Origin of the sequence: Klebsiella michiganensis (genome assembly GCF_002925905.1) — a bacterium.
Taxonomy (GTDB): Bacteria; Pseudomonadota; Gammaproteobacteria; order Enterobacterales; family Enterobacteriaceae; genus Klebsiella; species Klebsiella michiganensis.
Map to the genome: position 1 here is coordinate 16077 of NZ_PRDB01000025.1, position 23145 is coordinate 39221.

General features: G+C 54.4%; 22 protein-coding genes and 1 riboswitch. Of the genes, 12 read left to right on the top strand and 10 right to left on the bottom strand.

Going from position 1 to position 23145, the window contains the following annotated elements; all coding sequences use genetic code 11:
* The first annotated feature begins 4 nt into the window (after positions 1-4).
* Complete coding sequence (nikR, locus tag CDA56_RS28375) at positions 5-421, top strand: nickel-responsive transcriptional regulator NikR (protein WP_025106836.1); 417 nt, start codon at positions 5-7, stop codon at positions 419-421.
* A 50-nt stretch (positions 422-471) separates the two neighbouring features.
* On the opposite strand, the gene CDA56_RS28380 is transcribed toward nikR, so the two are convergent.
* Positions 472-1029 carry a YagU family protein gene (locus tag CDA56_RS28380; protein WP_025106835.1) on the bottom strand — a complete coding sequence of 186 codons (558 nt, stop codon included), beginning with the start codon at positions 1027-1029 and terminating at the stop codon, positions 472-474.
* A gap of 253 nt (positions 1030-1282) precedes the next feature.
* Positions 1283-1466, top strand: a riboswitch (M-box (ykoK) riboswitch).
* 56 nt (positions 1467-1522) lie between these two features.
* Between CDA56_RS28380 and CDA56_RS28385 the strand changes: the two genes are divergently transcribed.
* Positions 1523-2536, top strand: a complete 1014-nt coding sequence (locus CDA56_RS28385; RefSeq protein WP_004855147.1) for a magnesium transporter — start codon at positions 1523-1525, stop codon at positions 2534-2536.
* On the opposite strand, the gene CDA56_RS28390 is transcribed toward CDA56_RS28385, so the two are convergent.
* A complete protein-coding gene (locus tag CDA56_RS28390) occupies positions 2502-2834 on the bottom strand; it encodes a LysR family transcriptional regulator (RefSeq protein WP_025106834.1) in 333 nt (110 codons plus the stop codon). The two genes, CDA56_RS28385 and CDA56_RS28390, sit on opposite strands and share 35 nt — an antisense overlap.
* Before the next feature lie 333 nt (positions 2835-3167).
* Here CDA56_RS28390 and CDA56_RS28395 point away from each other — a divergent pair, with 333 nt between their 5' ends.
* The 5 genes from CDA56_RS28395 to CDA56_RS28415 all read left to right on the top strand — a co-directional run bounded on the left by CDA56_RS28395 (position 3168) and on the right by CDA56_RS28415 (position 9493).
* Positions 3168-4121 carry a hydroxyacid dehydrogenase gene (locus tag CDA56_RS28395; RefSeq protein WP_025106833.1) on the top strand — a complete coding sequence of 318 codons (954 nt, stop codon included), beginning with the start codon at positions 3168-3170 and terminating at the stop codon, positions 4119-4121.
* 10 nt (positions 4122-4131) lie between these two features.
* Entirely contained in the window at positions 4132-4830 is a 699-nt protein-coding gene (locus CDA56_RS28400; RefSeq protein WP_047722841.1) for an RraA family protein, read from the top strand.
* Between the two features lie 66 nt (positions 4831-4896).
* Positions 4897-6291, top strand: coding sequence for a DASS family sodium-coupled anion symporter (locus tag CDA56_RS28405; protein ID WP_103814810.1), 1395 nt, complete (start codon positions 4897-4899; stop codon positions 6289-6291).
* A 12-nt stretch (positions 6292-6303) separates the two neighbouring features.
* Entirely contained in the window at positions 6304-7467 is a 1164-nt protein-coding gene (locus CDA56_RS28410; RefSeq protein ID WP_102803201.1) for a metallo-dependent hydrolase, read from the top strand.
* 142 nt (positions 7468-7609) lie between these two features.
* Positions 7610-9493 carry a sigma 54-interacting transcriptional regulator gene (locus CDA56_RS28415; protein ID WP_102803202.1) on the top strand — a complete coding sequence of 628 codons (1884 nt, stop codon included), beginning with the start codon at positions 7610-7612 and terminating at the stop codon, positions 9491-9493.
* A gap of 34 nt (positions 9494-9527) precedes the next feature.
* Here the strand turns inward: CDA56_RS28415 and CDA56_RS28420 are convergent, their stop codons facing one another.
* Positions 9528-10724 (bottom strand): BaiN/RdsA family NAD(P)/FAD-dependent oxidoreductase, encoded by a 1197-nt coding sequence (locus CDA56_RS28420; protein WP_025106829.1) that lies wholly within the window; start codon positions 10722-10724, stop codon positions 9528-9530.
* Positions 10725-10953: 229 nt separating this feature from the next.
* Here CDA56_RS28420 and pitA point away from each other — a divergent pair, with 229 nt between their 5' ends.
* Complete coding sequence (gene pitA, locus CDA56_RS28425) at positions 10954-12450, top strand: inorganic phosphate transporter PitA (RefSeq protein ID WP_014227140.1); 1497 nt, start codon at positions 10954-10956, stop codon at positions 12448-12450.
* 66 nt (positions 12451-12516) lie between these two features.
* Here pitA and uspB read toward each other — a convergent pair whose 3' ends face one another.
* Positions 12517-12852 carry a universal stress protein UspB gene (uspB, locus tag CDA56_RS28430; protein ID WP_004855171.1) on the bottom strand — a complete coding sequence of 112 codons (336 nt, stop codon included), beginning with the start codon at positions 12850-12852 and terminating at the stop codon, positions 12517-12519.
* A gap of 379 nt (positions 12853-13231) precedes the next feature.
* Between uspB and uspA the strand changes: the two genes are divergently transcribed.
* Positions 13232-13669 (top strand): universal stress protein UspA, encoded by a 438-nt coding sequence (uspA, locus tag CDA56_RS28435; RefSeq protein ID WP_004126268.1) that lies wholly within the window; start codon positions 13232-13234, stop codon positions 13667-13669.
* Between the two features lie 12 nt (positions 13670-13681).
* Here uspA and CDA56_RS31020 read toward each other — a convergent pair whose 3' ends face one another.
* Positions 13682-13855, bottom strand: a complete 174-nt coding sequence (locus CDA56_RS31020) for a hypothetical protein (protein WP_155774232.1) — start codon at positions 13853-13855, stop codon at positions 13682-13684.
* A 72-nt stretch (positions 13856-13927) separates the two neighbouring features.
* On the opposite strand from CDA56_RS31020, the gene dtpB reads away from it, so the two are divergent.
* Positions 13928-15394, top strand: a complete 1467-nt coding sequence (gene dtpB / locus CDA56_RS28440) for a dipeptide/tripeptide permease DtpB (RefSeq protein ID WP_064406126.1) — start codon at positions 13928-13930, stop codon at positions 15392-15394.
* A 373-nt stretch (positions 15395-15767) separates the two neighbouring features.
* Here the strand turns inward: dtpB and rsmJ are convergent, their stop codons facing one another.
* From rsmJ to gntX, 5 genes are all read right to left on the bottom strand, one after another.
* Positions 15768-16532: a 16S rRNA (guanine(1516)-N(2))-methyltransferase RsmJ gene (gene rsmJ / locus CDA56_RS28445; RefSeq protein WP_004855183.1), complete on the bottom strand. Its 765-nt coding sequence runs from the start codon at positions 16530-16532 to the stop codon at positions 15768-15770.
* Positions 16533-16539: 7 nt separating this feature from the next.
* The gene (gene prlC, locus CDA56_RS28450; RefSeq protein WP_014839726.1) at positions 16540-18582 is read right to left on the bottom strand and encodes an oligopeptidase A; all 2043 of its coding nucleotides are present in this window, start codon (positions 18580-18582) and stop codon (positions 16540-16542) included.
* A gap of 209 nt (positions 18583-18791) precedes the next feature.
* Positions 18792-20108 (bottom strand): gluconate transporter, encoded by a 1317-nt coding sequence (gene gntT, locus CDA56_RS28455; protein WP_004134706.1) that lies wholly within the window; start codon positions 20106-20108, stop codon positions 18792-18794.
* A 332-nt stretch (positions 20109-20440) separates the two neighbouring features.
* Positions 20441-21016 (bottom strand): Fe-S biogenesis protein NfuA, encoded by a 576-nt coding sequence (nfuA, locus tag CDA56_RS28460; protein WP_004106660.1) that lies wholly within the window; start codon positions 21014-21016, stop codon positions 20441-20443.
* Positions 21017-21074: 58 nt separating this feature from the next.
* On the bottom strand, positions 21075-21749 hold the full coding sequence (gene gntX / locus CDA56_RS28465; protein ID WP_032694208.1) for a DNA utilization protein GntX: 675 nt from the start codon (positions 21747-21749) through the stop codon (positions 21075-21077).
* A 38-nt stretch (positions 21750-21787) separates the two neighbouring features.
* Between gntX and bioH the strand changes: the two genes are divergently transcribed.
* Complete coding sequence (bioH, locus tag CDA56_RS28470; protein WP_102803203.1) at positions 21788-22570, top strand: pimeloyl-ACP methyl ester esterase BioH; 783 nt, start codon at positions 21788-21790, stop codon at positions 22568-22570.
* Positions 22571-22682: 112 nt separating this feature from the next.
* Positions 22683-22952 carry a YdgH/BhsA/McbA-like domain containing protein gene (locus tag CDA56_RS28475; RefSeq protein ID WP_014227147.1) on the top strand — a complete coding sequence of 90 codons (270 nt, stop codon included), beginning with the start codon at positions 22683-22685 and terminating at the stop codon, positions 22950-22952.
* The last annotated feature ends 193 nt before the right edge of the window (positions 22953-23145 follow it).

Below are 23145 nucleotides of genomic sequence, written 5' to 3' on the forward strand. Positions count from 1 at the left end.
ACAGATGCAACGTATCACGATTACTCTTGATGACGATTTACTCGACACGCTGGATAGCCTGAGCCAGCGCCGCGGCTATCATAATCGCTCCGAAGCCATCCGCGATATTCTGCGCGGCGCGCTGGCCCAGGAAAGCGCTCAGGAGCACGGCACCCAGGGCTTCGCGGTACTCTCCTATGTTTATGAACATGAGAAGCGCGATTTAGCCAGCCGTTTAGTTTCCACCCAGCATCACCACCACGACCTCTCCGTCGCCACCCTCCACGTACATATCAACCATGACGACTGTCTGGAAATCGCCGTGCTGAAAGGCGATATGGGCGACGTTCAGCATTTTGCCGATGACGTTATCGCCCAGCGCGGCGTGCGCCACGGCCATTTGCAGTGTTTGCCAACGGAGAAGGAGTCACCCCACTCATAGCCGTGGGATGCGATAAATGACTCTTTAACGCGCGATCGGGACTAACGCCATTATGGCGACTCGTTGGCCCATGCGCCTCGTATCGGTTTTGCCAGCAGGGCAAGAACGGCAATCATGCTGATTTCAATCGAAAACGACCAGCAAATATGTCCGAGGGTTTCGCTCCACAGCTCGTAGCCATTCAGGTTCCACAGCCACCCGGTTTCCCCGTTTAAATAGGCGGGATGCCTGAAGCCCAGCGCGGGAATGAGGAAGCCGTGCATAACGAGAGTAATAATCAGACCATAGGCCGCGCCGTACCAAAGCCGGATTTTCGGCCAGTATGCGGAAATAAAGACATAGAGAAAGGCAAAAGCAAAGCTGAACAGCCAGTGGTAAAGCATGACGGCGCCGGGGATTGTCACCCCCTGATAAACGTAGTCCAGCGAGTGTGAATTAATGCCAAGCCAGCCGAGCCAGGCGTCGATATGCGCCGCCGGGGGCGATATCTCGCCCGCCACGCGGGGCGGCATATTAGCTTCCGTTCCCGACTTCACCAGAGAGCTGATGAACCCTCCAATGAGCGTCGTCCAGATAATAACCTGAAGATTAATCCTGTTTTTCAACATAACAGCGTTCCTCTTAAATATCGCTTATACGATGGGTCACCTCAGTTTTTTCAACCAACAATCTCGCGGGAAATAGCATTTATAACGCATCCACTGCTAAGTATAGTTTGAAAAAATTTTGTTCACCCTAAGAGGGCAAAATCCCTGTATCGCCCTGATCGCAATAAACTTTCGCCTTTTCTCAACAATTAATAAACCACATGAATTATATGCTTGGTTAATCATCTCTCTTCGCGAATAATCAGGCCTCATTTAACGATCTCGTTATGGCGAGGCTCCTGCATAAACATAAGTTACCGCCCTGTTGGTATCGAGAGAGACCACTCAGGGAAATACAGGCTTCCATCGAATCAAGGTGTTGCCAAGGTAACTTCTGACGGCGTTCATGCCGGGCAGATACGTTGTGCAGTGCTAAAACCAGGACGTAGGGATCTGCCTGTGCTCATCCTGTCTTGTTCGCCCCTATGAGTGATTTTTTATAGGGAATTACACCATGTCTTCCATTCAACTGTGCGCCGCACATCAGGCTACCGCAGCGTTCGACGGCGACGCGATCGCCCAGTATATGCGTACCGATTTCATTACCCTGCCGGAACATTTCAGCGTTCATGAAGCGCGTGAGCTGTTCGTTTCTCAGCTGGCCAGCGATGAGATCCCCGGCCAGGTTTTTGTCGTCGCCGGGAAAAAACTGCGCGGCAGTTTATCGATTAAAAAGCTGCTGCAGGAGAGCGATACCGCCCAGTCCATTCGTTATTTAATGGATAGCTGCCTGTTTCGCGTCAGGCCTGACGACCCGCGGCCGCAGGTGGTCGCCGAACTGGCCGAGCGCGGGCTCGACCTCGTGCCGGTGGTCGAAAAGGGTGAGCTGGTCGGCTGCCTGATGGAAAAAGAGATCGCGCATCTGCTGGAAGATGACGTGACCGAGGATGCTCAGCGTCAGGGCGCGACGCTGCCGCTGGAAAAGCCCTACCTGGAAACCAGCCCGTGGGCGCTGTGGAAAAAACGTTCGGTATGGCTGCTGCTGCTGTTTGTCGCCGAAGCCTATACCAGCAGCGTGTTGCAGCATTTTGAGGAAGCGCTGGAGTCGGCGATTGCGCTGGCCTTTTTCATTCCGCTGTTGATTGGTACCGGCGGCAATAGCGGAACGCAGATCACCTCCACCCTCGTGCGTTCCATGGCGCTCGGCGAGGTGCGGCTGCGCGATATGGGGCGCGTAATCCGTAAAGAGGTCTCAACCTCGCTGCTGATTGCCATTACGCTCGGCCTGGCGGGCTGCCTGCGCGCCTGGATGATGGGCATCGGCATGGAGATCACCCTGATTGTCAGCCTGACGCTGGTATGCATTACCCTGTGGAGCGCGGTGGTGTCTTCGGTGATCCCCCTGACGCTCAAACGCGTCGGCATCGACCCGGCTGTGGTTTCAGCGCCGTTTATCGCCACCCTTATCGACGGTACCGGACTGATTATCTACTTCAAAATTGCCCAGTATTTCCTGGGGCTGAACTGATTATTTTGCCCGGCGGGAAGGACTTGCCGGGCTGTTTTATTCCCGCCCGAATATCCGCAATCGCATTAAGCAATCTCAGTAACTCTGGAGCAAGCCGATAAAAAGCGTGTCCTTTTTCCGTTAAGATAACTTTTCTGATATTCCTGCCGCGCTTAATCAGGTTGAAACCCAGTTCATTTTCAAGCGCACATACGCTGGTTGTTATCAACGAAGGCGCAATACTCAGCCGCTGCGATACAAAATGAATACTCCCCTCCCGAACCATAAGCATGAATATCTCCACCTGTGATTTATTCATTGCCGAAACCTCTCCAGATTAACCTTTGGCTTACGTTTTAAGTTGTCCACCGGGCAATGTCAATCGCTACAAGAAAATGCTCTCCGCATATAAATAAAATAAAGTGTGAAGCTCGCCATTCGCACATTTAATTATGCATTTCAGCCATTTCATAATTAAATAACCGGCCTCACTCCGGCGTTCAGGTATGTGAAGAACATCACCACAACTCGTTGACCACAAAAACAAAATACACATACATATCAAAGCATTACAAAAAAACATTCATCTTGCATGAATGTATGGCACACGCCATGCAATTACCTCCACGTAATCAACACTGGAGATAGTTAAATGACGTACAAAATTTTACTCCCGCAGGAAATCATGGCAGAAGGGAGAGAATATCTGGAAAGCCGCGGTTATCAACTGATTAACGGCTCAGGGATGGAAGAAGAAGATATCATTCGCGACATCGTCGATTGCGACGGTATTATCGTCCGCCTTTCAAAAATGTCCGACCGCGTATTTGAAGCAGCTAAAAAGCTGAAAGTCGTTGCGCGTCACGGTGCCGGTTACGATACGGTCGATCTGGCGTCGGCTAAACGTCACGGCGTCGTCGTATTAAATGCGCCAATTGCTAACAGCATGTCCGTTGCCGAACTGGCCATATTTTATATGCTGCACTGCTCGCGTAATTTCAAGCTGGTACAGGAAAAGATGCTTGAAGATTATTACTGGGCAAAACTGCGCACGCCAAAAGTGGAGCTGGATGGAAAAACGCTGGGTTTAATTGGCGTCGGGAATATCGGTTCACGCGTGGCAATCAAAGCGCTGCATGGCTTTAATATGAAAGTTATCGCCTATGACCCGTATAAAACCCAGCAGCAGATCCCCGAAGGCGTAGAGCTTACCAACGATTTTGACCGTATTTTCAAAGAGAGCGACTTCGTTTCTCTGCACTGTCCGACGACGGCGGAAACCACCGATTTTGTCGGAGAGAAACAGTTTTCCATGATGAAGCCTACCGCCTATTTCATTAATACCGCACGCGGAAAGCTGGTTGATGAAAAAGCGCTGTATCACGCCTTGAGCACCCACGCTATCGCCGGGGCGGGCGTGGATGTTTTAAAGAAAGAGCCGTTTGATGCCAACGACCCGATTTTCTCGCTAAGCAATATCGTGATTGCCCCGCATATTGGCGCCGCCACCATTGAAGCGACCGACAGAGCCTCGCTCCATTCCGCGATTGGCATTGATGAAGTCTTATCCGGTAAGAAACCGTCCTGGCCGGTCCCGGGTTTTTAAGGAGAAAAAAATGACTATTGGTAACCGTATTTTTTTAAAGCGTCCGACCTGCAGCGTCGATCTTCTTAAAGAATTTGAACAGCTCCCGGCGGCGAATATTGCTGACACCATGAACCGTATTGCCGTTCTGGGTAACGGCATTAAACGTATCTCTTCGCCGAAAAAGCCGATTATGGCGGGGTTCGCCATCACCGTGAAAGTCCGCGCGGGCGATAACCTGATGCTGCACGCCGCGCTGGATATGGCGGGTGAGAACGATGTGATTGTGGTCTCCAACGAAGGCGACCGTTCGCGGGCATTAATGGGCGAAATCATGGTGGCCTATGCCCACTGCATGAAAAAAATCGCCGGTATCGTGCTGGACGGGCCTATCCGCGATATCGATGCGCTGTCGGTTCTCGATTTTCCGCTGTTCGCTACCGGCTCTAACCCGGCAGGCCCGTTTAAACAAGGTCCAGGGGAGGTGAACACGCCGATCGCCGTTGGCGGCGTCGCGGTTTGTCCGGGCGACCTGATCGTCGGCGATGCGGATGGAGTGATTGTTATTCCCCTCGGCGACGCAGAAGCCGTACTGAATAAAGCCAAAGAGTATGCAAAATTCGATGCCAGCAAAGTAGAGGCCGCCAAAAACGGCACCGCGAATCGCCTTTGGGTCAAAAAATCACTGGATGAGACCGGCGTTGAGTTTATCGACGACATGTATCGTTAATTTGATTAAATAATATCAGGCCGCGGTGCCCTGACGGGCCGTGGCTTTAAAGCAAAGGTAATAAAAATGCTTTATTTAAAACTCTTGCCCATTATCTTTTTCCCCGTTTTATTTTGGATAATACCGCACCCGGAAGGCGTCTCCGCACCGACCTGGCATATGGTTGGCATCTACCTGGCGATGCTGTGCGGGCTGGTTTTGCGCCCGTTTACCGATGCGGTCATTATGCTGATTATTCTCGGGTTTGCCTCTCTGGTTCTCGACCCCGCTCCCCTGTTTGCCGGTTTTGGCAGCCCTATGGTCTGGTTTATTATCAGCGCCTTTATTATTTGCAAAGCGTTTGTTATTACCGGACTGGGTAAACGTATCGCCTATCTTCTGCTAAAACGTTATGGAAAAAATACCCTCACCCTGGGTTATCTGATGATGGTGACGGATGCCGTACTGGCCCCGGCAACGGGTTCAAATATGTCCCGTTCGGGAGGCATTACCTATCCCATCTTCAGGAACATCGCCGAAGCGCTGGGCTCGAAGCCCGACGACGGTAGCCGCAAAATCGGCGCCTATCTGACCATCCTGATGTACGTCGTCTCAATGGGAACCTCCAGCCTGTTTCTGACGGGGATGGCGACCAACTCAATTACCGTCTCGCTGGCCAACGAGATCATGAAGGTGAATCTCGAATGGATGACCTGGTTTAAAGCCGCCGTGGTGCCAGCCGGACTGGTGCTGCTGCTCGCGCCGTGGATACTGTATAAAATCTACGCGCCGGAACTGAAAGTTATCGATAACGTCAATGAAATTGCCGAGAAGGGCCTGCGTGAGCTGGGTCCGGTAAAACGTGAAGAGAAGCTGCTGATCGTGTTCTTTGTCCTGGGCGTGCTCGGCTGGATGACGGGTTCCATCACCGGCATCGCCTTTATTCCCGTCGGCCTGGCGTTCCTCGCCTGTCTGCTGCTTTTCGGCGTGCTGAGCTGGAATGACGTGGTGAGCGAAAAATCGGCCTGGCAGACCTTCGTCTGGTATGGCGCGTTTTATGGCTGTGCGGTTGCCCTATCAAAAGGCGGGTTCTACGTCTTTCTGGTGGACGTTATCAAAAACTATCTCGACCTGTCGCATCTCAATGAAATCAGCGCGATTGCCGTGCTGGTCTTTATCAGCCTTGCCGTCCGCTATTTCTTTGTCTCGAACAGCGCGTTCGTCGTCTCTTTCTATCCGGTACTCTTTACCCTGGGAATGACGACCCAGGCGCACCCGATGTACGTGGCGCTTTCTCTGGCTTTCTCCGCAGGCTATGGCGCACTGCTGACGCACTACGGCAACGGCGCGGGCGTATTTACGTTCTCCAGCGGCTACGTCCCGCAAAAAACGTTCTGGATGTTGGGCACCATCATGGTGGTGGTCAACGTATTAATCTTCTTCCTGATCGGTATTCCTTACTGGAAGTTTATCGGCATTTAACAGGAGCATAAAATGAAACTGGATATTCTGATTAAAAACGGTCTGGTCGCCGATCTCGAAGGTCATGATTATATTAATCGTAATATTGGCGTTATCGGCAATCGCATCGTGGACTTAAATACCGTTGACGATTTGCAGGCCGAAACGGTGATTGATGCCGCGGGTTGTATCGTGCTGCCTGGCTTAATCGACTTCCATGGTCATGTTTTTCACGGCGGGACCGCCATCAGCGTCAACCCTGACATCGTATGCTTGCCCAACGGGGTCACCAGCATGGTCGATGCCGGCAGCAGCGGCTGGGTGAATTATCAGCTTTTTCGCAATAGCGTAATTCATCCTGCCATGGTGAAAATCAAAAGCTATTTGAACGTGGTCAACGTCGGGCTTTCCACCCTCGGGGGCGGGCCGACCGGGTATCTGGAAAATACCAATCCGGCGAATTACAACGAGGAGAAAATCGCCCAAACGCTGAATAGCAACAGAGACAATATTCTGGGATTGAAACTACGCTACAGCCAGGATATCGCCAAAGGGAAACAGTACGCCAGCGACCCTCTTCTCTCTACCGTCTCCCTGGCGCGTAAACTGGATACCACGATTTGCGTTCACGTCACGGACTCTCTTCTCTGCGCCGATGAACTGATCCGCTATTTTAATGCCGATGATATTTACGCCCACTGCTTCCACGGTACCGGTCACTCGATTCTCGATGAACAGGGCGAGGTCTATGCGGCAATAAAAGAGGCGCAGACCAGAGGGGTTATCTTCGACTGTTCAAACGGCGTGGCCCACTTTGATTTTCACGTTGCCAGAACCGCCATGGCGCAGGGATTTTATCCCGATATCATCAGCACCGATCTCACCCTGAGAAATAGCTTACGGACGGATAAGGTCTACAGTCTGCTCCACGTCATGTCGAAATATCTCAATATGGGAATGTCCTTCTTCGATATCGTTCGCGCGGTAACCGCCACGCCGGCCCGCTTAATGAAAATGCAGGGACAAATTGGTACCCTGGCGCCCGGCGCTTTTGCTGATATTTCCATTGTTAAGCTGCGAAAAGAGAACGTCATTTTTGAAGATACCCACGGGGTCAAACTCGAAGGTGACCGTTATATCGATAACTGCGCTACCTTATGCAACGGTCAAATTGTCTACCGCCGCCTGCGTTTCTAATCACTAATGACATAGCCTTACGCATTTGCTATGCGTAAGGCTTTTATTCTTAATATCGTATTATATGACCACCCTCATTGATTCTCCCTGTGCTCGCCATATAATAAACATTGCAAACCCAGAACACCTGAGCGAACAATATATGAAGAATAATGAAATTGTCATTTTTTCAGTTTCCAAAACAATAACCCAACGCATCATGAATGTTCTTATTGAGAGGAAGCTCGATGTTCCGGTATATGAATTTCGTTATTCTGACGTTCTCGATAAAGCGAATGAGATGATCCAGTCCGGCGCTAAGATAATTATTAGCCGAGGCGGCACCGCCGCCCTCCTGCGTAACAATATTAGTATCCCGGTCATTGAGATCGCCCATGATTTTCACGGCGTTTATCGCATTTTACAACAGGCCAAAATCAAATCACAAAAAATCGCCGCGGTTGGTTTCCCCCAATTTTGTAATGCCTTACGTCATTATCAGAACATGACTAACGAAGAGTTTAAAATTTGCCAGGTATACAACCACAATGATATTGAAAACGTTATAAAAAATCTTTCAGAGAACGATTACCATACGGTCATCGGCGGCCTTACGGTTGCTGAAATGGCTAAAAAATATAACCTCAATGCTATTATGGGAGACACCGATAATATTTCGATTGAGCAGGCCATCAATGAAGCTTATAGCTTATTAAAATATCTCAACCGAGAAAATACCAAGCTCATCATGAGCCACGCCGCGCTGAATCAAGCACGTGAGGGCATCATGTGTATTGATCAGTTGGGTGAGATCATAAATATTAATGCTATCGGCCTGAGCTTATTCCAGTGTCATGTCGGAGATAAAATATTCAAAAAAGAGGCATTTAAAGATATTTACCCCAGTATTATTAACGAATTAGATATTAAAGAACAGGCCGTTGATATTAACGGCCAAACTATTTTTATTTCCATACGTCATTTTTCCAACCGCCAAACATCTTATAGCATTATTACAGGATTAAACCAGGAGAGTTCACTTTGGCAAAATAGTATCAGCAAAAAAAGTAAACTCCGCGGTTTTTCCACAACCTGGTCTTTCGACGACATTATTGGCCAGTCTCCGGCGATACGCGATGTAATAAAAAAAGCTAAACTGTGCGCCCGCCACGAACTTCCCATTCATATTTTGGGCGATACCGGCACAGGTAAAGAGCTTTTCGCTCAGAGTATTCATAACCATAGCGCCAGAAGCCACGGCCCTTTTATCGCGATTAACTGCGCGGCCATTCCCGAGAGCATTCTGGAAAGTGAACTCTTTGGCTATGCCGACGGCGCATTTACCAGCGCGCGCAAGGGCGGAAAACCGGGGGTGTTTGAAATGGCGATGAACGGCACGGTGTTTATCGATGAAATCAGCGAAGCGCCGTTATCGGTACAGGTTAAGCTGCTGCGCGTGTTACAAGAGAAGCAATTCTCTCGTCTCGGCGGCGATACGCTGATCACCGCCGATTTTCGCCTGATCACCGCCAGCAATAAAGATCTGCGCCAGCTCGTCGCCAGCGGTGAGTTCAGGCAGGATCTGTACTATAGAATCAATATTCTTGAGTTGAGTCTACCGGCCTTACGCCAACGACCGGGCGATATCATGTTGTTGATTCAGCACCTGCTTTATCAGCAAGGTAAGCAAATCACATTTACCCCCGACGCGGTGGATTTTTTGCATCGCTATAGCTGGCCTGGCAACATTCGTGAACTTCAGGCGGTTATCTACCGGCTCATCGTCCTGCTGGACATCGATCGAGTGAGCAAAGACGTTTTGCTGCAGATCGGTCAAATTTCACCGGATGACGCCAACGAGAGCTCTCACTTCCCGGCCGCGGGCGTGGCATCAGATGAAACCGATTTATTAAAGAAACAAGAGAAACGGCTGATTAGCCATATCATAGAAAAAACCGACGGGGACAGAACCAAAGCGTCGGTGATGCTCGGCATCAGCCCCACGACCCTGTGGCGCAAATTAAAGCAGCACAATATCAGCGGATAAGGCGGAGCCGGGTCCGCTGATACAGAGCAGGCGGTTATTTCTGTTCCGCTAAAGCCTGCGCGCATGCCCAGGCTGACGCCCACGCCCACTGGAAGTTATAGCCTCCCAGCCAGCCGGTGACGTCCATCACTTCGCCGATAAAGTACAGACCGGGCACCTTGCGGGCCTCCATGGTGCGCGAAGAGAGTTCGTTGGTGTCGACACCGCCGAGGGTCACTTCCGCCGTGCGATAGCCTTCGGTGCCATTCGGCTGGACGCGCCACGCGGTCAGCGTCTCAACCAGCGCCTGCTGCTCGCGAACGTTTAGCTGTTTCAGGGTGACGTCCGGCAGCTGCCCCAGCTGCTGCAGGCACTCAACCAGCCGCTTTGGCAGCTGTATTGCCAGGGTGTTCTTCAGGCTCTGATTGGGATGCGCCGCGCGCTGCTCGTTAAGGAAGTCATCAAGATGGCAATCCGGCAGCAGATTGATGCTGACGAACTCTCCCGGCTGCCAGTAGCTGGAAATTTGCAGTACCGCCGGCCCGGACAGCCCGCGGTGGGTAAAGAGCAGATTTTCCCGGAAGACGGTCCCGTTTTCCGCCGTGATGGTGGACGGCACCGACACCCCGGAAAGCACCTGCAGCTGTTCGAGCAGCGGCTTATGCAAGGTAAACGGCACCAGGCCCGCGCGGGTCGGCAGCACCTTCAGGCCAAACTGCTCGGCGAGCTTATAGCCAAACGGCGAGGCGCCCAGGCCGGGCATGGATAATCCGCCGGAGGCAACCACCAGCTTTTTCGCCGCCACCGTCTCGCCGTTAAGCTGTAGCGTATAGCCCTCATCATCCCGCTCTACGCTGATAATTTCGCTACGCAGGCGAATGTGTACGCCGCCTTTTTCGCACTCGGCCAGCAGCAGGTTAACGATTTGCTCGGCGGAATCATCGCAGAAAAGCTGGCCCAGGGTTTTCTCATGCCAGGCGATACCGTGTTTGCTAACCAGATCGATAAAGTCCCACTGGGTGTAGCGCGCCAGCGCAGATTTGCAAAAATGCGGGTTTTGGCTGAGATATGCCGCGGGTTCGATATACATGTTAGTAAAGTTGCAGCGGCCACCGCCAGACATCAGGATCTTCCGCCCGGGCTTTTTGCCGTTATCGAGCAGCAGCACCCGACAGCCTGCCTGCCCCGCCTGCGCTGCACAAAACATTCCCGCCGCTCCGGCGCCGATTACGATGGCATCAAACCTTTCCACACAACATTCCTCATATCCCGATTGTCGGGAATTGTAAATTTTTCATTCTGGTCGCACCAGACTGAAAAAAACAGATTTGCGTACCTCATTGAAAGATATAGGAATACTCCCAACAAGGTAAAACTTAAACAGGAAGAAAATCAAAAAAAGTCTATATTTCACTTTGCCCGCGCCGCGAAAGTCACTGATAATGCGCCGCGTTCATGTCCTCAAAATGGCGTAACGTCCTATGGTACATTTATTTGCCGGTCTGGATTTACATACCGGATTACTGTTATTGCTTGCTCTGGCTTTCGTGCTTTTTTACGAAGCGATCAATGGTTTTCATGATACCGCAAACGCGGTTGCAACGGTGATTTACACTCGCGCAATGCGGTCGCAGCTTGCTGTGGCGATGGCGGCTCTTTTTAACTTCTTCGGCGTTCTGTTGGGCGGTCTCAGCGTAGCCTATGCCATCGTGCATATGTTGCCGACCGACCTGCTGCTTAACATGGGTTCAGCACATGGCCTCGCCATGGTCTTTTCCATGCTGCTGGCGGCAATTATCTGGAACCTCGGCACCTGGTATTTCGGCCTTCCGGCCTCCAGCTCGCACACCCTGATCGGCGCGATCATCGGTATTGGTTTAACCAATGCCCTGATGACCGGTACGTCGGTGGTGGACGCGCTGAACATCCCGAAAGTCATGGGTATTTTTGGCTCGCTGATCGTCTCGCCAATCGTTGGCCTGGTCGTGGCGGGCGGCCTGATTTTCATTCTGCGTCGCTACTGGAGCGGAACCAAAAAACGCGCCCGTATCCACCTGACTCCAGCCGAGCGTGAAAAGAAAGACGGCAAGAAAAAGCCGCCGTTCTGGACGCGTATTGCGCTGATTTTGTCCGCCATTGGGGTCGCGTTCTCCCACGGCGCGAACGATGGTCAGAAAGGCATTGGCCTGGTGATGCTGGTGCTGATCGGCGTGGCTCCGGCTGGCTTCGTGGTCAATATGAACGCTTCCGGCTACGAAATCACCCGTACCCGCGATGCGGTCAACAACGTGGAAACCTTCTTCCAGCAGCGTCCTGAGCTGTTGAAAAAAGCGACCGGCGCCGAGCAGCTCATCCCGTCTCCGGACGCAGGGGCTGCCGCAAACGGCGAGTTCCACTGCCACCCGGCAAACACCATCAACGCGCTTGACCGCGTGAAGACGATGCTGACCGGTACCGAAAGCTACGACACGCTCTCCGTGGAACAGCGTAGCCATCTGCGCCGTATTATGCTCTGCATCTCCGACACCACTGACAAAGTGGCTAAGCTGCCGGAAGTGAATGCTGACGATAAGCGTCTGCTGAAGAAGCTGAAAACCGATATGCTGAGCACCATCGAGTACGCGCCAATCTGGATTATTATGGCGGTTGCGCTGGCGCTGGGTATCGGCACCATGATCGGCTGGCGTCGCGTGGCGACCACCATCGGCGAGAAAATCGGTAAGAAAGGGATGACCTACGCACAAGGTATGTCAGCTCAGATGACCGCCGCCGTATCGATTGGTCTGGCGAGCTATACCGGTATGCCGGTTTCCACCACCCACGTGCTCTCCTCCTCGGTAGCGGGGACGATGCTCGTTGATGGCGGCGGTCTGCAGAAGAAAACCGTCACCAGCATCCTGATGGCCTGGGTACTGACCCTGCCCGCGGCGATTCTGCTGTCCGGCGCGCTGTACTGGCTCTCGCTGCAGATTATCTAAGCGAATATCAGAAACAAGAAAGATAAACGGGTCAGGAAACTGGCCCGTTTTTTTTGTATCGTGAAGCTAGTGCCAGATAGCCAGAGCAATCATGCTGACCACCACCAGGCCGCATAGCGCGCTGGTGAGAATAAACTGCCGACGAACCCGCTCGCAGCGGCGGATAAATTCATCGTCGTGGTGATCGCGGTAGCGCTGGGCGTAGATGTACCACACCAGGCGCACCTGTTTGCCGGGCTGCCCGTGCGACGTAAAAAAACCGCCGCCGTCGACATATTGATAGAGCAAAGGGTCACAACCACGTAGCACAACAAGCAATGCACGCAGCGACGAGAAGTAGCGTGCCATATTCACTACACATACGATACACAGGGCCCAAAACAGCGCAACAGTGCTGATCATACCTCCTCCCCGGCGACCCGTCCTCGGAGGCTCCCTCCGGGACTACCGCTCCCCAATATCAAACCGACTGTACTGTGAAAGAGTGCGATTCCGATCACGTTTATTTATCCGACCGGCTCATTAAATAGTGTAGGAGATCAGTTAATTTTTTTACCACAACGTTAATCATTATCAATGCATAAGTCGGATATATTTGTTTAACTATTCGCTGAACAAGGTGGATTGACGGATCGCGAGGGGCGCTATAAGGTAGAAATATCTTCTACAATTAGGTCCTTAAGGACTCCCCCCGCGAATGTAGCACGCAGGACGCGGGCGAAGCGGCAGCGCTGGCTGTCAGGTCCAACGGTCATCGACAACTTATGGAAGGAGTAACACCATGGCTTACAAACATATTCTCATTGCAGTAGACCTGTCCCCGGAAAGCAAAGTACTGGTAGAAAAAGCCGTTTCTATGGCCCGCCCCTACAATGCAAAAGTTTCCCTGATCCACGTGGATGTGAATTACTCCGATCTCTACACCGGCCTTATTGACGTCAATCTGGGCGACATGCAGAAACGCATCTCCGAAGAGACTCACCACGCGTTAAGCGAGCTGTCCACCAACGCTGGCTATCCGATCACTGAGACCCTGAGCGGCAGCGGCGATCTCGGCCAGGTGCTGGTTGATGCGATTAAAAAGTATGATATGGACCTCGTGGTTTGCGGTCACCATCAGGACTTCTGGAGCAAACTGATGTCCTCGGCTCGTCAGCTCATCAACACCGTTCACGTGGATATGCTGATTGTCCCGCTGCGCGACGAAGAAGACGAATAACAGGACGTTATTTCATTTCGCTGATGACCAACGCCCGCCAACGCGGGCGTTTTTATTTCCCCCACCCGCCGCAAAAAGCATATAAATCCAAATAATCGCCACAATGCCAGGTTGATCAACCATTTCAAAAGCAATATAGCCATATAATAATTCGCCAAAATAGATAAACATCATATCATTACGCAAAATTAACCTTTTTCAGCGCGTTTTGGCATACGCGTTCATACTTTTCCGGACAGGACTTAAAGGCGAAGAAAGATGAATTCAACCGCACCGACAGGCTTGCTGCAGCAACCTCGCCCATTCTTCATGATCTTCTTTGTGGAACTATGGGAACGATTTGGCTATTACGGCGTTCAGGGGATCCTGGCCGTTTTCTTTGTTAAACAGCTCGGTTTTTCTCAGGAGCAGGCGTTTATTACCTTTGGCGCGTTTGCCGCGCTGGTATATGGTCTTATCTCCATCGGCGGCTATGTTGGCGATCACCTGCTGGGTACGAAACGTACGCTGGTTCTGGGCGCGATTGTGCTTGCCGCAGGCTACTTTATGACCGGCCTGTCGCTGCTCAAACCCAATCTGATTTTCATCGCGCTGGGGACCATTGCGGTGGGTAACGGCCTGTTTAAAGCTAACCCGGCGAGCCTGCTGTCCAAATGCTATCCGCCAAAAGATGCCCGCCTGGATGGCGCCTTCACGCTGTTTTATATGTCGATCAATATCGGTTCGCTGCTGTCGCTGTCGCTGGCGCCGGTGATTGCCGACAAGTTCGGCTATGCGGTAACCTACAACCTGTGCGGCGCCGGTCTGATCGTCGCCCTGCTGGTTTACTTCGCCTGTCGGGGTATGGTGAAAGATATCGGCTCTGAGCCGGACCACAAACCGCTGAGCCTGCGCAATTTACTGTACGTGCTGGCCGGTACGGTGGTCATGATTTTTCTCTGCGCCTGGCTAATGCATAATGTCAAAATCGCCAATCTGGTGCTGATTATCCTCTCAGTGGTGGTGACGATTTTCTTCTTCCGCGAGGCCTTCAAGCTGGATAAAACCGGGCGCAACAAAATGTTCGTCGCCTTTATCCTGATGCTGGAAGCGGTGCTGTTTTATATTCTGTACGCGCAGATGCCCACCTCGCTCAACTTCTTTGCTATCAATAACGTTCACCATGAAATACTTGGTTTCGCGATTAACCCGGTGAGCTTTCAGGCGCTAAACCCGTTCTGGGTGGTGGTGGCCAGCCCGATCCTCGCCGCTATCTACACGCGTTTGGGCAATAAGGGCAAAGACCTGACTATGCCGATGAAGTTTACCCTTGGCATGTTCCTGTGCGCGCTGGGCTTTCTCACAGCCGCCGCGGCGGGAATGTGGTTTGCCGACGCCCAGGGGCTGACCTCGCCGTGGTTTATCGTGCTGGTCTATCTGTTCCAGAGTCTGGGGGAACTGCTGATTAGCGCCCTGGGGCTGGCGATGGTTGCCGCACTGGTGCCGCAGCATCTGATGGGCTTTATTCTTGGGATGTGGTTTTTAACCCAGGCGGCCGCGTTCCTGCTGGGCGGCTACGTGGCGACCTTCACCGCCGTACCGAATAATATTACCGACCCGCTACAGACGCTGCCGATTTATACCGATGTCTTCAGCAAAATTGGCCTGGTGACCCTGGGCGTCACGGTGGTCATGGCGTTCATGGTGCCGTGGCTGAACAGGATGATTAATACAAAAAGCGCGTAAAAACGGAGTGGTCGACGAGGTTTCCCGGATTGCGGCTAACGCCTTATCCGGGCTACAGCCCCCCCAGATCGCAAGAACCCGTAGCCCGGGCTAGGCGCATCGCGCCGCCCCCGGGAACAGAGCGCAGAGTGGCAGAATTTCCCGGAGGCGATGCTGCGCATCTGTTCGGGCTACCAGACCCGCAGACGGCGGTGAACCCGTAGCCCGGGCAAGGCGCATCGCGCCGCCCCCGGGAGCAGAGTGCAGAGTGGCCGAATTTCCCGGAGGCGATGCTGCGCATCTGTCCGGGCTACCGGCCTACAGACGGCGGTGAACCTGTAGCCCGGGCAGGCGCAACGCGCCGCCCCCGGGAAAGGGCTCTGACGCAGGTTGCTTACCCCTGCGGCTCAACCGCCGTTCCGGCATAGATATCAAAACGGTGGCCTTTGGTCACCACCGCGTTAGGCGTCGCGACATCCGCCAGCGGCGGCGCGTAGTCCGGGCGCTTAACCACCACCCGTTTGGTCGCCAGCTGACGCGCCGGCGCCAGCAGACCGTCGGCGTCTAAATCCGGCCCCACCAGCGACTGAAATACCCGCATCTCTTTCTTCACCAGCGCGCTTTTCTGCTTATGCGGAAACATCGGGTCGAGATAGACCACCTGCGGACGCGGAGTGATATCGGTCAGCGCCGTCAGGCTGGAAGCGTGAATCAGCCGCAGACGCTCCTGCAACCAGGGGCCGATTTCAGCGTCGGCGTAGCCGCGCGCCAGGCCATCGTCGAGCAGCGCGGCAACCACCGGGTTACGCTCCAGCATCCGCACGCGACAGCCCACGGAGGCAAGAACAAAGGCATCCCTTCCCAGACCGGCGGTCGCATCGACCACATCCGGCAGATAGTCGCCTTTGATTCCCACCGCTTTCGCCACCGCCTCGCCGCGGCCGCCGCCGAACCTGCGCCGATGGGCCATGGTCCCGCCGACAAAATCAACAAAGATGCCGCCAAGCTTCGGTTCATCGCGCTTGCGCAGCTCAAGATGCGCCGGGGTCATCACCAGCGCCATCGGGTTGTCCTCATCCTGCTCCAGCCCCCAGCGGTCAGCCAGAACAGATAAGGCGCCGTCTCCGGCGCCCGTTTCATCAATTAAACAAATTTTCACAACAGGATTAACTCTTAATGCCGTAATGCTCAAGCATCGCGTCCAGCTGCGGCTCGCGACCGCGGAAGCGTTTGAACAGGACCATTGGCTCTTCCGAACCGCCGCGGCTAAGGATGTTGTCGAGGAACGACTGGCCGGTTTCGCGATTGAAGATACCCTCCTCTTCGAAGCGCGAGAAGGCATCCGCCGCCAGGACGTCGGCCCACAGATAGCTGTAATAACCCGCTGCGTATCCGCCGGCGAAAATATGGCTGAAGGCGTGCGGGAAACGGCCCCACGACGGCCCGGGGATCAGCGCCACCTGCTGCTTAATTTCCGCCAGCGTTTCGAGGATTTTCGCGCCCTGCTGCGGGCTGAACTCCGCATGCAGGCGGAAGTCGAACAGGCCGAACTCCAGCTGGCGCAGAATAAACATTGCCGCCTGGTAGTTCTTCGCCGCCAGCATTTTCTCCAGCAATTCCTGCGGCAGCGGCTCGCCGGTTTCATAGTGGCCGGAGATAAAGGCCAGCGCTTCCGGCTCCCAGCACCAGTTTTCCATAAACTGGCTCGGCAGCTCGACCGCATCCCACGGTACCCCGCTGATGCCGGACACGCCGGCGGTGTCGATACGGGTCAGCATATGGTGCAGACCGTGGCCAAACTCGTGGAACAGGGTGATCACTTCATCGTGGGTGAACAGCGCCGGCTTACCGTTGACGGGACGGTTAAAGTTACAGGTCAGATAAGCGACCGGCTTTTGCAGCGAGCCGTCAAGCTTGCGCATCTGGCCAACGCAGTCATCCATCCACGCCCCGCCGCGTTTATGTTCGCGAGCGTAGAGATCGAGATAGAAGCTACCGCGTAGTTCATTTTTTTCATCGTACAGCTCGAAGAAGCGCACCTCCGGATGCCAGACGTCCACATCGGTACGCTCTTTCGCGGTAATACCGTAAATACGCTTAACCACCTCGAACAGGCCGTTAACCGCTTTGTTTTCCGGGAAGTAGGGGCGCAGCTGTTCGTCGCTGATGCTGTAAAGATGCTGCTTCTGTTTTTCGCTGTAGTAAGCGATATCCCACGGCTGCAGTTCATCCACGCCGAATTCGGCTTTGGCGAAGGCGCGCAGCTGGGCCAGCTCTTTCTCACCCTGCGGACGGGCGCGTTTAGCCAGGTCGGTCAGGAAGTCGAGCACTTGCTGCGGATTTTCGGCCATTTTGGTCGCCAGCGACTTGTCGGCAAAGCTGTCAAAGCCCAGCAGCTGCGCCAGCTCGTGGCGCAGGGCGAGGATTTCCGCCATTACCGGGCTGTTGTCCCATTTTCCGGCGTTCGGCCCCTGGTCGGAGGCGCGGGTGGAATAGGCGCGATACAGCTCTTCACGCAGCGCCTGATTGTCGCAGTAGGTCATTACCGGCAGATAGCTCGGGATATCCAGGGTCAGCAGAAACCCTTCCTGCTCTTTGGCTTCAGCCTGGGCTTTCGCTGCGGCAAGCGCGCTTTCCGGCATGCCGGAGAGCTCAGATTCATCGGTGACCAGCTTGGTCCAGCCCATGGTCGCGTCGAGCACGTTGTTGCTGTACTGATTGCCCAGCTCGGAGAGGCGGGCGGCGATTTCGCCGTAGCGTTTCTGCTGCTCTTTCGCCAGGCCAATACCGGAGAGTTCAAAATCGCGCAGCGCGTTATCTACCGCTTTTTTCTGCGCGGTATTCAGGGTGGCGTAATGGTCGCCGTCGCGCAGGTCGCGGTACGCTTTGTACAGGCCTTCATGCTGCCCAACCCAGGTGCTGTACTCCGAAAGCAGCGGCAGGGTCTGCTCGTAGGCTTCGCGCAGTTCCGGACTGTTTTTGACCGAGTTCAGGTGGCTCACCGGGGAAAAAATACGCCCCAGCACGTCGTCTACTTCCGCCAGCGGCTGGCAAAGATTTTCCCAGGTATACGGCGCCCCTTGCGCCACCGCGCGCTCTACCGCCGCCCGGCAATCATCCAGCGCTTTAGTGACCGCGGGGACCACGTGCTCGGGTTTGATGGCAGAGAATGGCGGTAATGAAAAAGGCGTCAGTAATGGATTGGTCATATGCGCAGTCCTGTTGAATTGGGTGAATGAAGCGCGCGTCCGGCGCTATAGCATGAGATCTAGAATGGGGGATAGTTTGCTGAATTTCAATGTCAGGCGCCGCGCGCAGGCGGGTATTACTGCGATAAGTCTGGCCGTTGTGGCCAGAGCGCATAAAAAAGCCGGGTTCGCCTCGCGGCGACCCGGCTCGTTTTAGGCTGACAAGCAGCTTATACCACCATCCCCAGCAGCAGACAGCCTACCAGGCCGCACACTGAGATAATGGTTTCCAGCACCGACCACGACTTAATGGTCTCGCCGATGGTCAGGTTGAAGTATTCCTTAAACAGCCAGAAGCCCGGGTCGTTAACGTGGGAGAAGATAACGCTGCCGGAGCCAACGGCGATCACCATCAGTTCCGGGCTCACGCCGGTGGTGGCGATCAGCGGCGCGGCGATACCGCCCGCGGTGATCGCCGCAACGGTGGCGGAACCCAGCGCGATACGCAGTACCGCAGCAATCGACCATGCCATAAACAGCGGGGACATATTGGATTCATGCATGATAGAAGCAATGTATTTATCCATGCCGCTATCGACCAGCACCTGCTTGAAGGCGCCGCCGCCGCCGATGATCAGCAGCATCATGGCGATAATTTTGATCGAGGAGGTCAGCGTATCGTTAATCTGCTCCATGGAACGACCGCGGTTAAGACCGAAGGTGAACATGGCGATCAGGACCGCGATCAGCGTGGCCATGACCGGGTCGCCGAAGAATTCCGCGATCGGCAGGAAGGCATGACCTTTCGGCAGAACCATTTCGGCCACGGCGCGCATAGCCATCAGAATAACCGGTACCAGAGAGGTCCAGACGCTGACGCCGAAGCCCGGCATCTCTTCCTCAGTGAACGTTTTCGGGTTATGCAGGCCTTCCGGAATCGGCTTATCGATACCTTTCAGGAAGCGTGCGTAAACCGGCCCCGCAAGGATAACCGTCGGGATCGCCAGAATCGTACCGAACAGCAGGGTTTTACCCATGTCGGCATGGAAAATAGTGGCAATGGCAGTCGGGCCCGGGTGCGGAGGCAGGAAACCGTGCGTGACGGAGAGCGCGGCCGCCATCGGGACGCCGATATAGAGCAGCGGGATACCGGCGGATGCGGCGATGGTAAAGACCAGCGGCAGCATCAGTACGAAGCCCACTTCATAGAACAGGGCGAAGCCGACGGTAAAGCCGGTGAGCACAACCGCCCATTGAATATGTTGTTTACCAAATTTGGCAATCAGCGTGGTGGCGATACGCTGCGCGCCGCCGCAGTCCGCCAGCATTTTACCGAGCATCGCGCCGAAGCCCATGATCAGCGCGAGGCTGCCGAGGGTTCCCCCAACGCCGTTTTTGATGGAGACGATAACTTTATCCAGAGGCATACCCTGCATGAGCCCGACGGCAAGTGCCACCAGAACCAGAGCGATAAACCCGTTCAGCTTGAAACGGATCATCAGCAACAATAACAGGGCAACCCCGATAGCAACGATGACTAATGGCATGATTTACCTGGCCTTAATTTGTTATGGGTAACGTCATAGTTTCAACATTGACTTCATCCGTTCCGACCGGAACAAAAAATGTCTGACGCCGTAGAAGCTGGCTTTATCCTTACCCAGAGAAAGGATAGCTGGCTATTTTTTTATCTGTGGCGCCTGAAGTGAATGATACGGGTAACATATGAAGTTTGAGAATCACCTGGGCGGTGAAAATTTCAAATATGAGACTTAAGTCATACTCTTTCCCGGGTTTCTGCCGGGTCGCTTAGCGGGAAATGTTGCGCGGTAACATGAGGGGAGTCGCCCGGCCGCGAAAAGGCAGCCGGGCGGGGAAATCAGTAGTAGGAGTGCTCGCCGCGCTGGTGTTCAGTCAGATCGCGTACGCCTTTCAGTTCCGGGAACTCGTTCAGCATCTGCTTCTCGATCCCCTCTTTCAGCGTCACGTCAACCATCGAACAGCCGTTGCAGCCGCCGCCGAATTGCAGAATCGCCAGGCCATCGTCGGTGATTTCCATCAACGTGACGCGCCCGCCGTGGCCGGCCAGCTGCGGGTTAATCTGCGACTGCAGCAGGTACTCAACGCGCTCCATGAGCGGGGCATCGTCGGACACTTTGCGCATCTTGGCGTTTGGCGCTTTCAGCGTCAGCTGGGAGCCCAGCTGGTCGGTAACAAAATCGATTTCAGCGTCTTCCAGGTACGGCGCGCTAAGCTCATCGACGTAGGCGGTGAGTTGCTCAAACTTCAGCGCGGTATCGGAATCTTCCACCGCATCCGGTGGGCAGTAGGACACGCCGCACTCGGCGTTAGGGGTGCCGGGATTGATCACAAATACGCGAATTTGTGTCCCTTCTTCCTGATTTGCCAGCAGTTTGGCAAAGTGCGCTTGTGCAGCATCGGAAATACGGATCATAGCGTTGGCCTAATAGTTGACTATTTTACTGGGTTATTATACGCCCATCAGCAGGGGTCTACAAGGTACGGCATATACACCATACCTGAACCGTCGCGGCGCCGTTTCGCAAAAGCAGGCGGGATATCTCGGCGACGGTGCTTCCGGTTGTGACGACATCATCCACAATGGCGATATGGTGGCCCTGGAGCGACAATTCAAGCTGGAAGGCGTTTTTCAGGTTCCGTTTGCGCAATCTGGCGCTGAGCTGATGCTGGGTGGCGGTGCGGCGCCGGCGGGTTAGCGCATCGCTGCGCCAGGCGCAGTCCAGCCAGCGGGAGAGCGGTCGGCACAGCAGATCGCTCTGATTAAATCCCCTCTTCCACTGACGACGCTGCCAGAGCGGCACGCTAATTATCCGGTCCGGGCGGGGAAGATCCCGACGCTGGCGAATGCGCAACAGCAGCAGACGCGCCAGCGCCGGGGCCAGCTCGGGGCGCTTATTGAATTTCAGCTGGTGAATCAGGCCGCTCAGCGGCGGTCGATAGTCATTCACCGTCACCAGCCGCTGCCACGGCGGCGGTTTTTGCAGGCAGCGCCCGCAGGGCAGCGTGCTTGATTGGGCCGGCAGGCCGCACTGCGGGCACAGCGGTTCAGACGCCAGCAGCGCCGACGCGCATCGCGAGCAGATCCCCCAGCTGGCGATGGCCAGCGGCATTTGGCATAGCCAGCATAAGCTGTGTGCTGTTAGCATATTTCCCCCTCGTATTGGTGGAAAGAGAACAGTAACTGATGAAAACGATCGCGTGGCAGACCACGGGCGAAGGAAATTGTCATCTTGTGCTGCTGCACGGATGGGGGCTGAATGCCAAAGTGTGGGATTGCATCACGCCGCAGCTGGCTTCGCATTTTACGCTGCACCTCGTCGACCTGCCTGGCTATGGCCGCAGCGGCGGCTTTGGCGCGATGTTGCTGGAAGAGATGGCGCAGCGGGTGCTGGAAAACGCGCCGGAGCGCGCTATCTGGCTGGGCTGGAGCCTCGGCGGGCTGGTGGCCAGCCAGGTCGCGTTATCCCATCCCGATCGCGTGCAGGCGCTGGTCACCGTGGCCTCTTCCCCCTGCTTTAGCGCTCACGACAGCTGGCCCGGGATTAAGCCCGACGTGCTGAGCGGGTTTCAGCAGCAGCTGAGCGAAGATTTTCAACGCACCGTCGAACGCTTTCTGGCGCTGCAAACCCTGGGTACCGAAAGCGCGCGTCAGGATGCGAGAGCGCTGAAGAGCACGGTGCTGTCGCTACCGATGCCGTCGCCGGACGTTTTAAACGGCGGGCTGGAGATCCTCAAAACCGCCGATTTACGCCAGCCGTTGACCGCCCTCGCCATGCCGTTTTTGCGCCTGTACGGTCGGTTGGATGGTCTGGTACCGCGTAAAATCATTCCGCTTCTCGATGCGCTGTGGCCCAAAAGCACGTCGATTGTCTTCGATAAAGCCGCCCATGCGCCGTTCATTTCACATCCGCAGGCGTTTTGCGCTCCGCTGATTGAGCTAAAGCATGAGATCGATAAATTTTTTTAGCGGGACGTGGTAAAAACGCAGGGTGCAGCAATACTTAGGTTGTTGCGGGGGTTGACTATTTCACCTCGGACCCGTGACCTAAAAAAAAACAACCTAATGGAGAGTAGAGGCTATGAAACTTGTTACAGGAATTGTTGCATCTCTGGTGATTGGCTCCCTGTCCTTCGGCGCGTTCGCCGCCAAGGAAATTCAAAAAGACGAAGTGGCTAAGTTGAACCTGACCAAAATCGGTTCGATTACCACCTCCAGAACAACCTCTCCGATGGATGCAAAGCGCGATCTGTCGAAAAAAGCGGATGAGCTGGGCGGCACCTATTTTGTGGTGATTGCAGGCGAGAAGAACGAGAAAACGGTTCACGCTAACGCGGACGTCTACAAGTAAGCCAGAAAGCGGGTCTCAGGACCCGCTTGCGGTATATGCCGCAGTAGGTTCCCGGAGGCGGCGCGTTGCGCCTGTCCGGGCTACCCATCCCAAAACCGTACAAATCTGTGGTCGAATCTCCCGGGTCGCGGCGTAAACGCCTTACCCGGGCTACCAAGCCCAAAACCGCACAAACTCGTAGCCCGGATAAGGC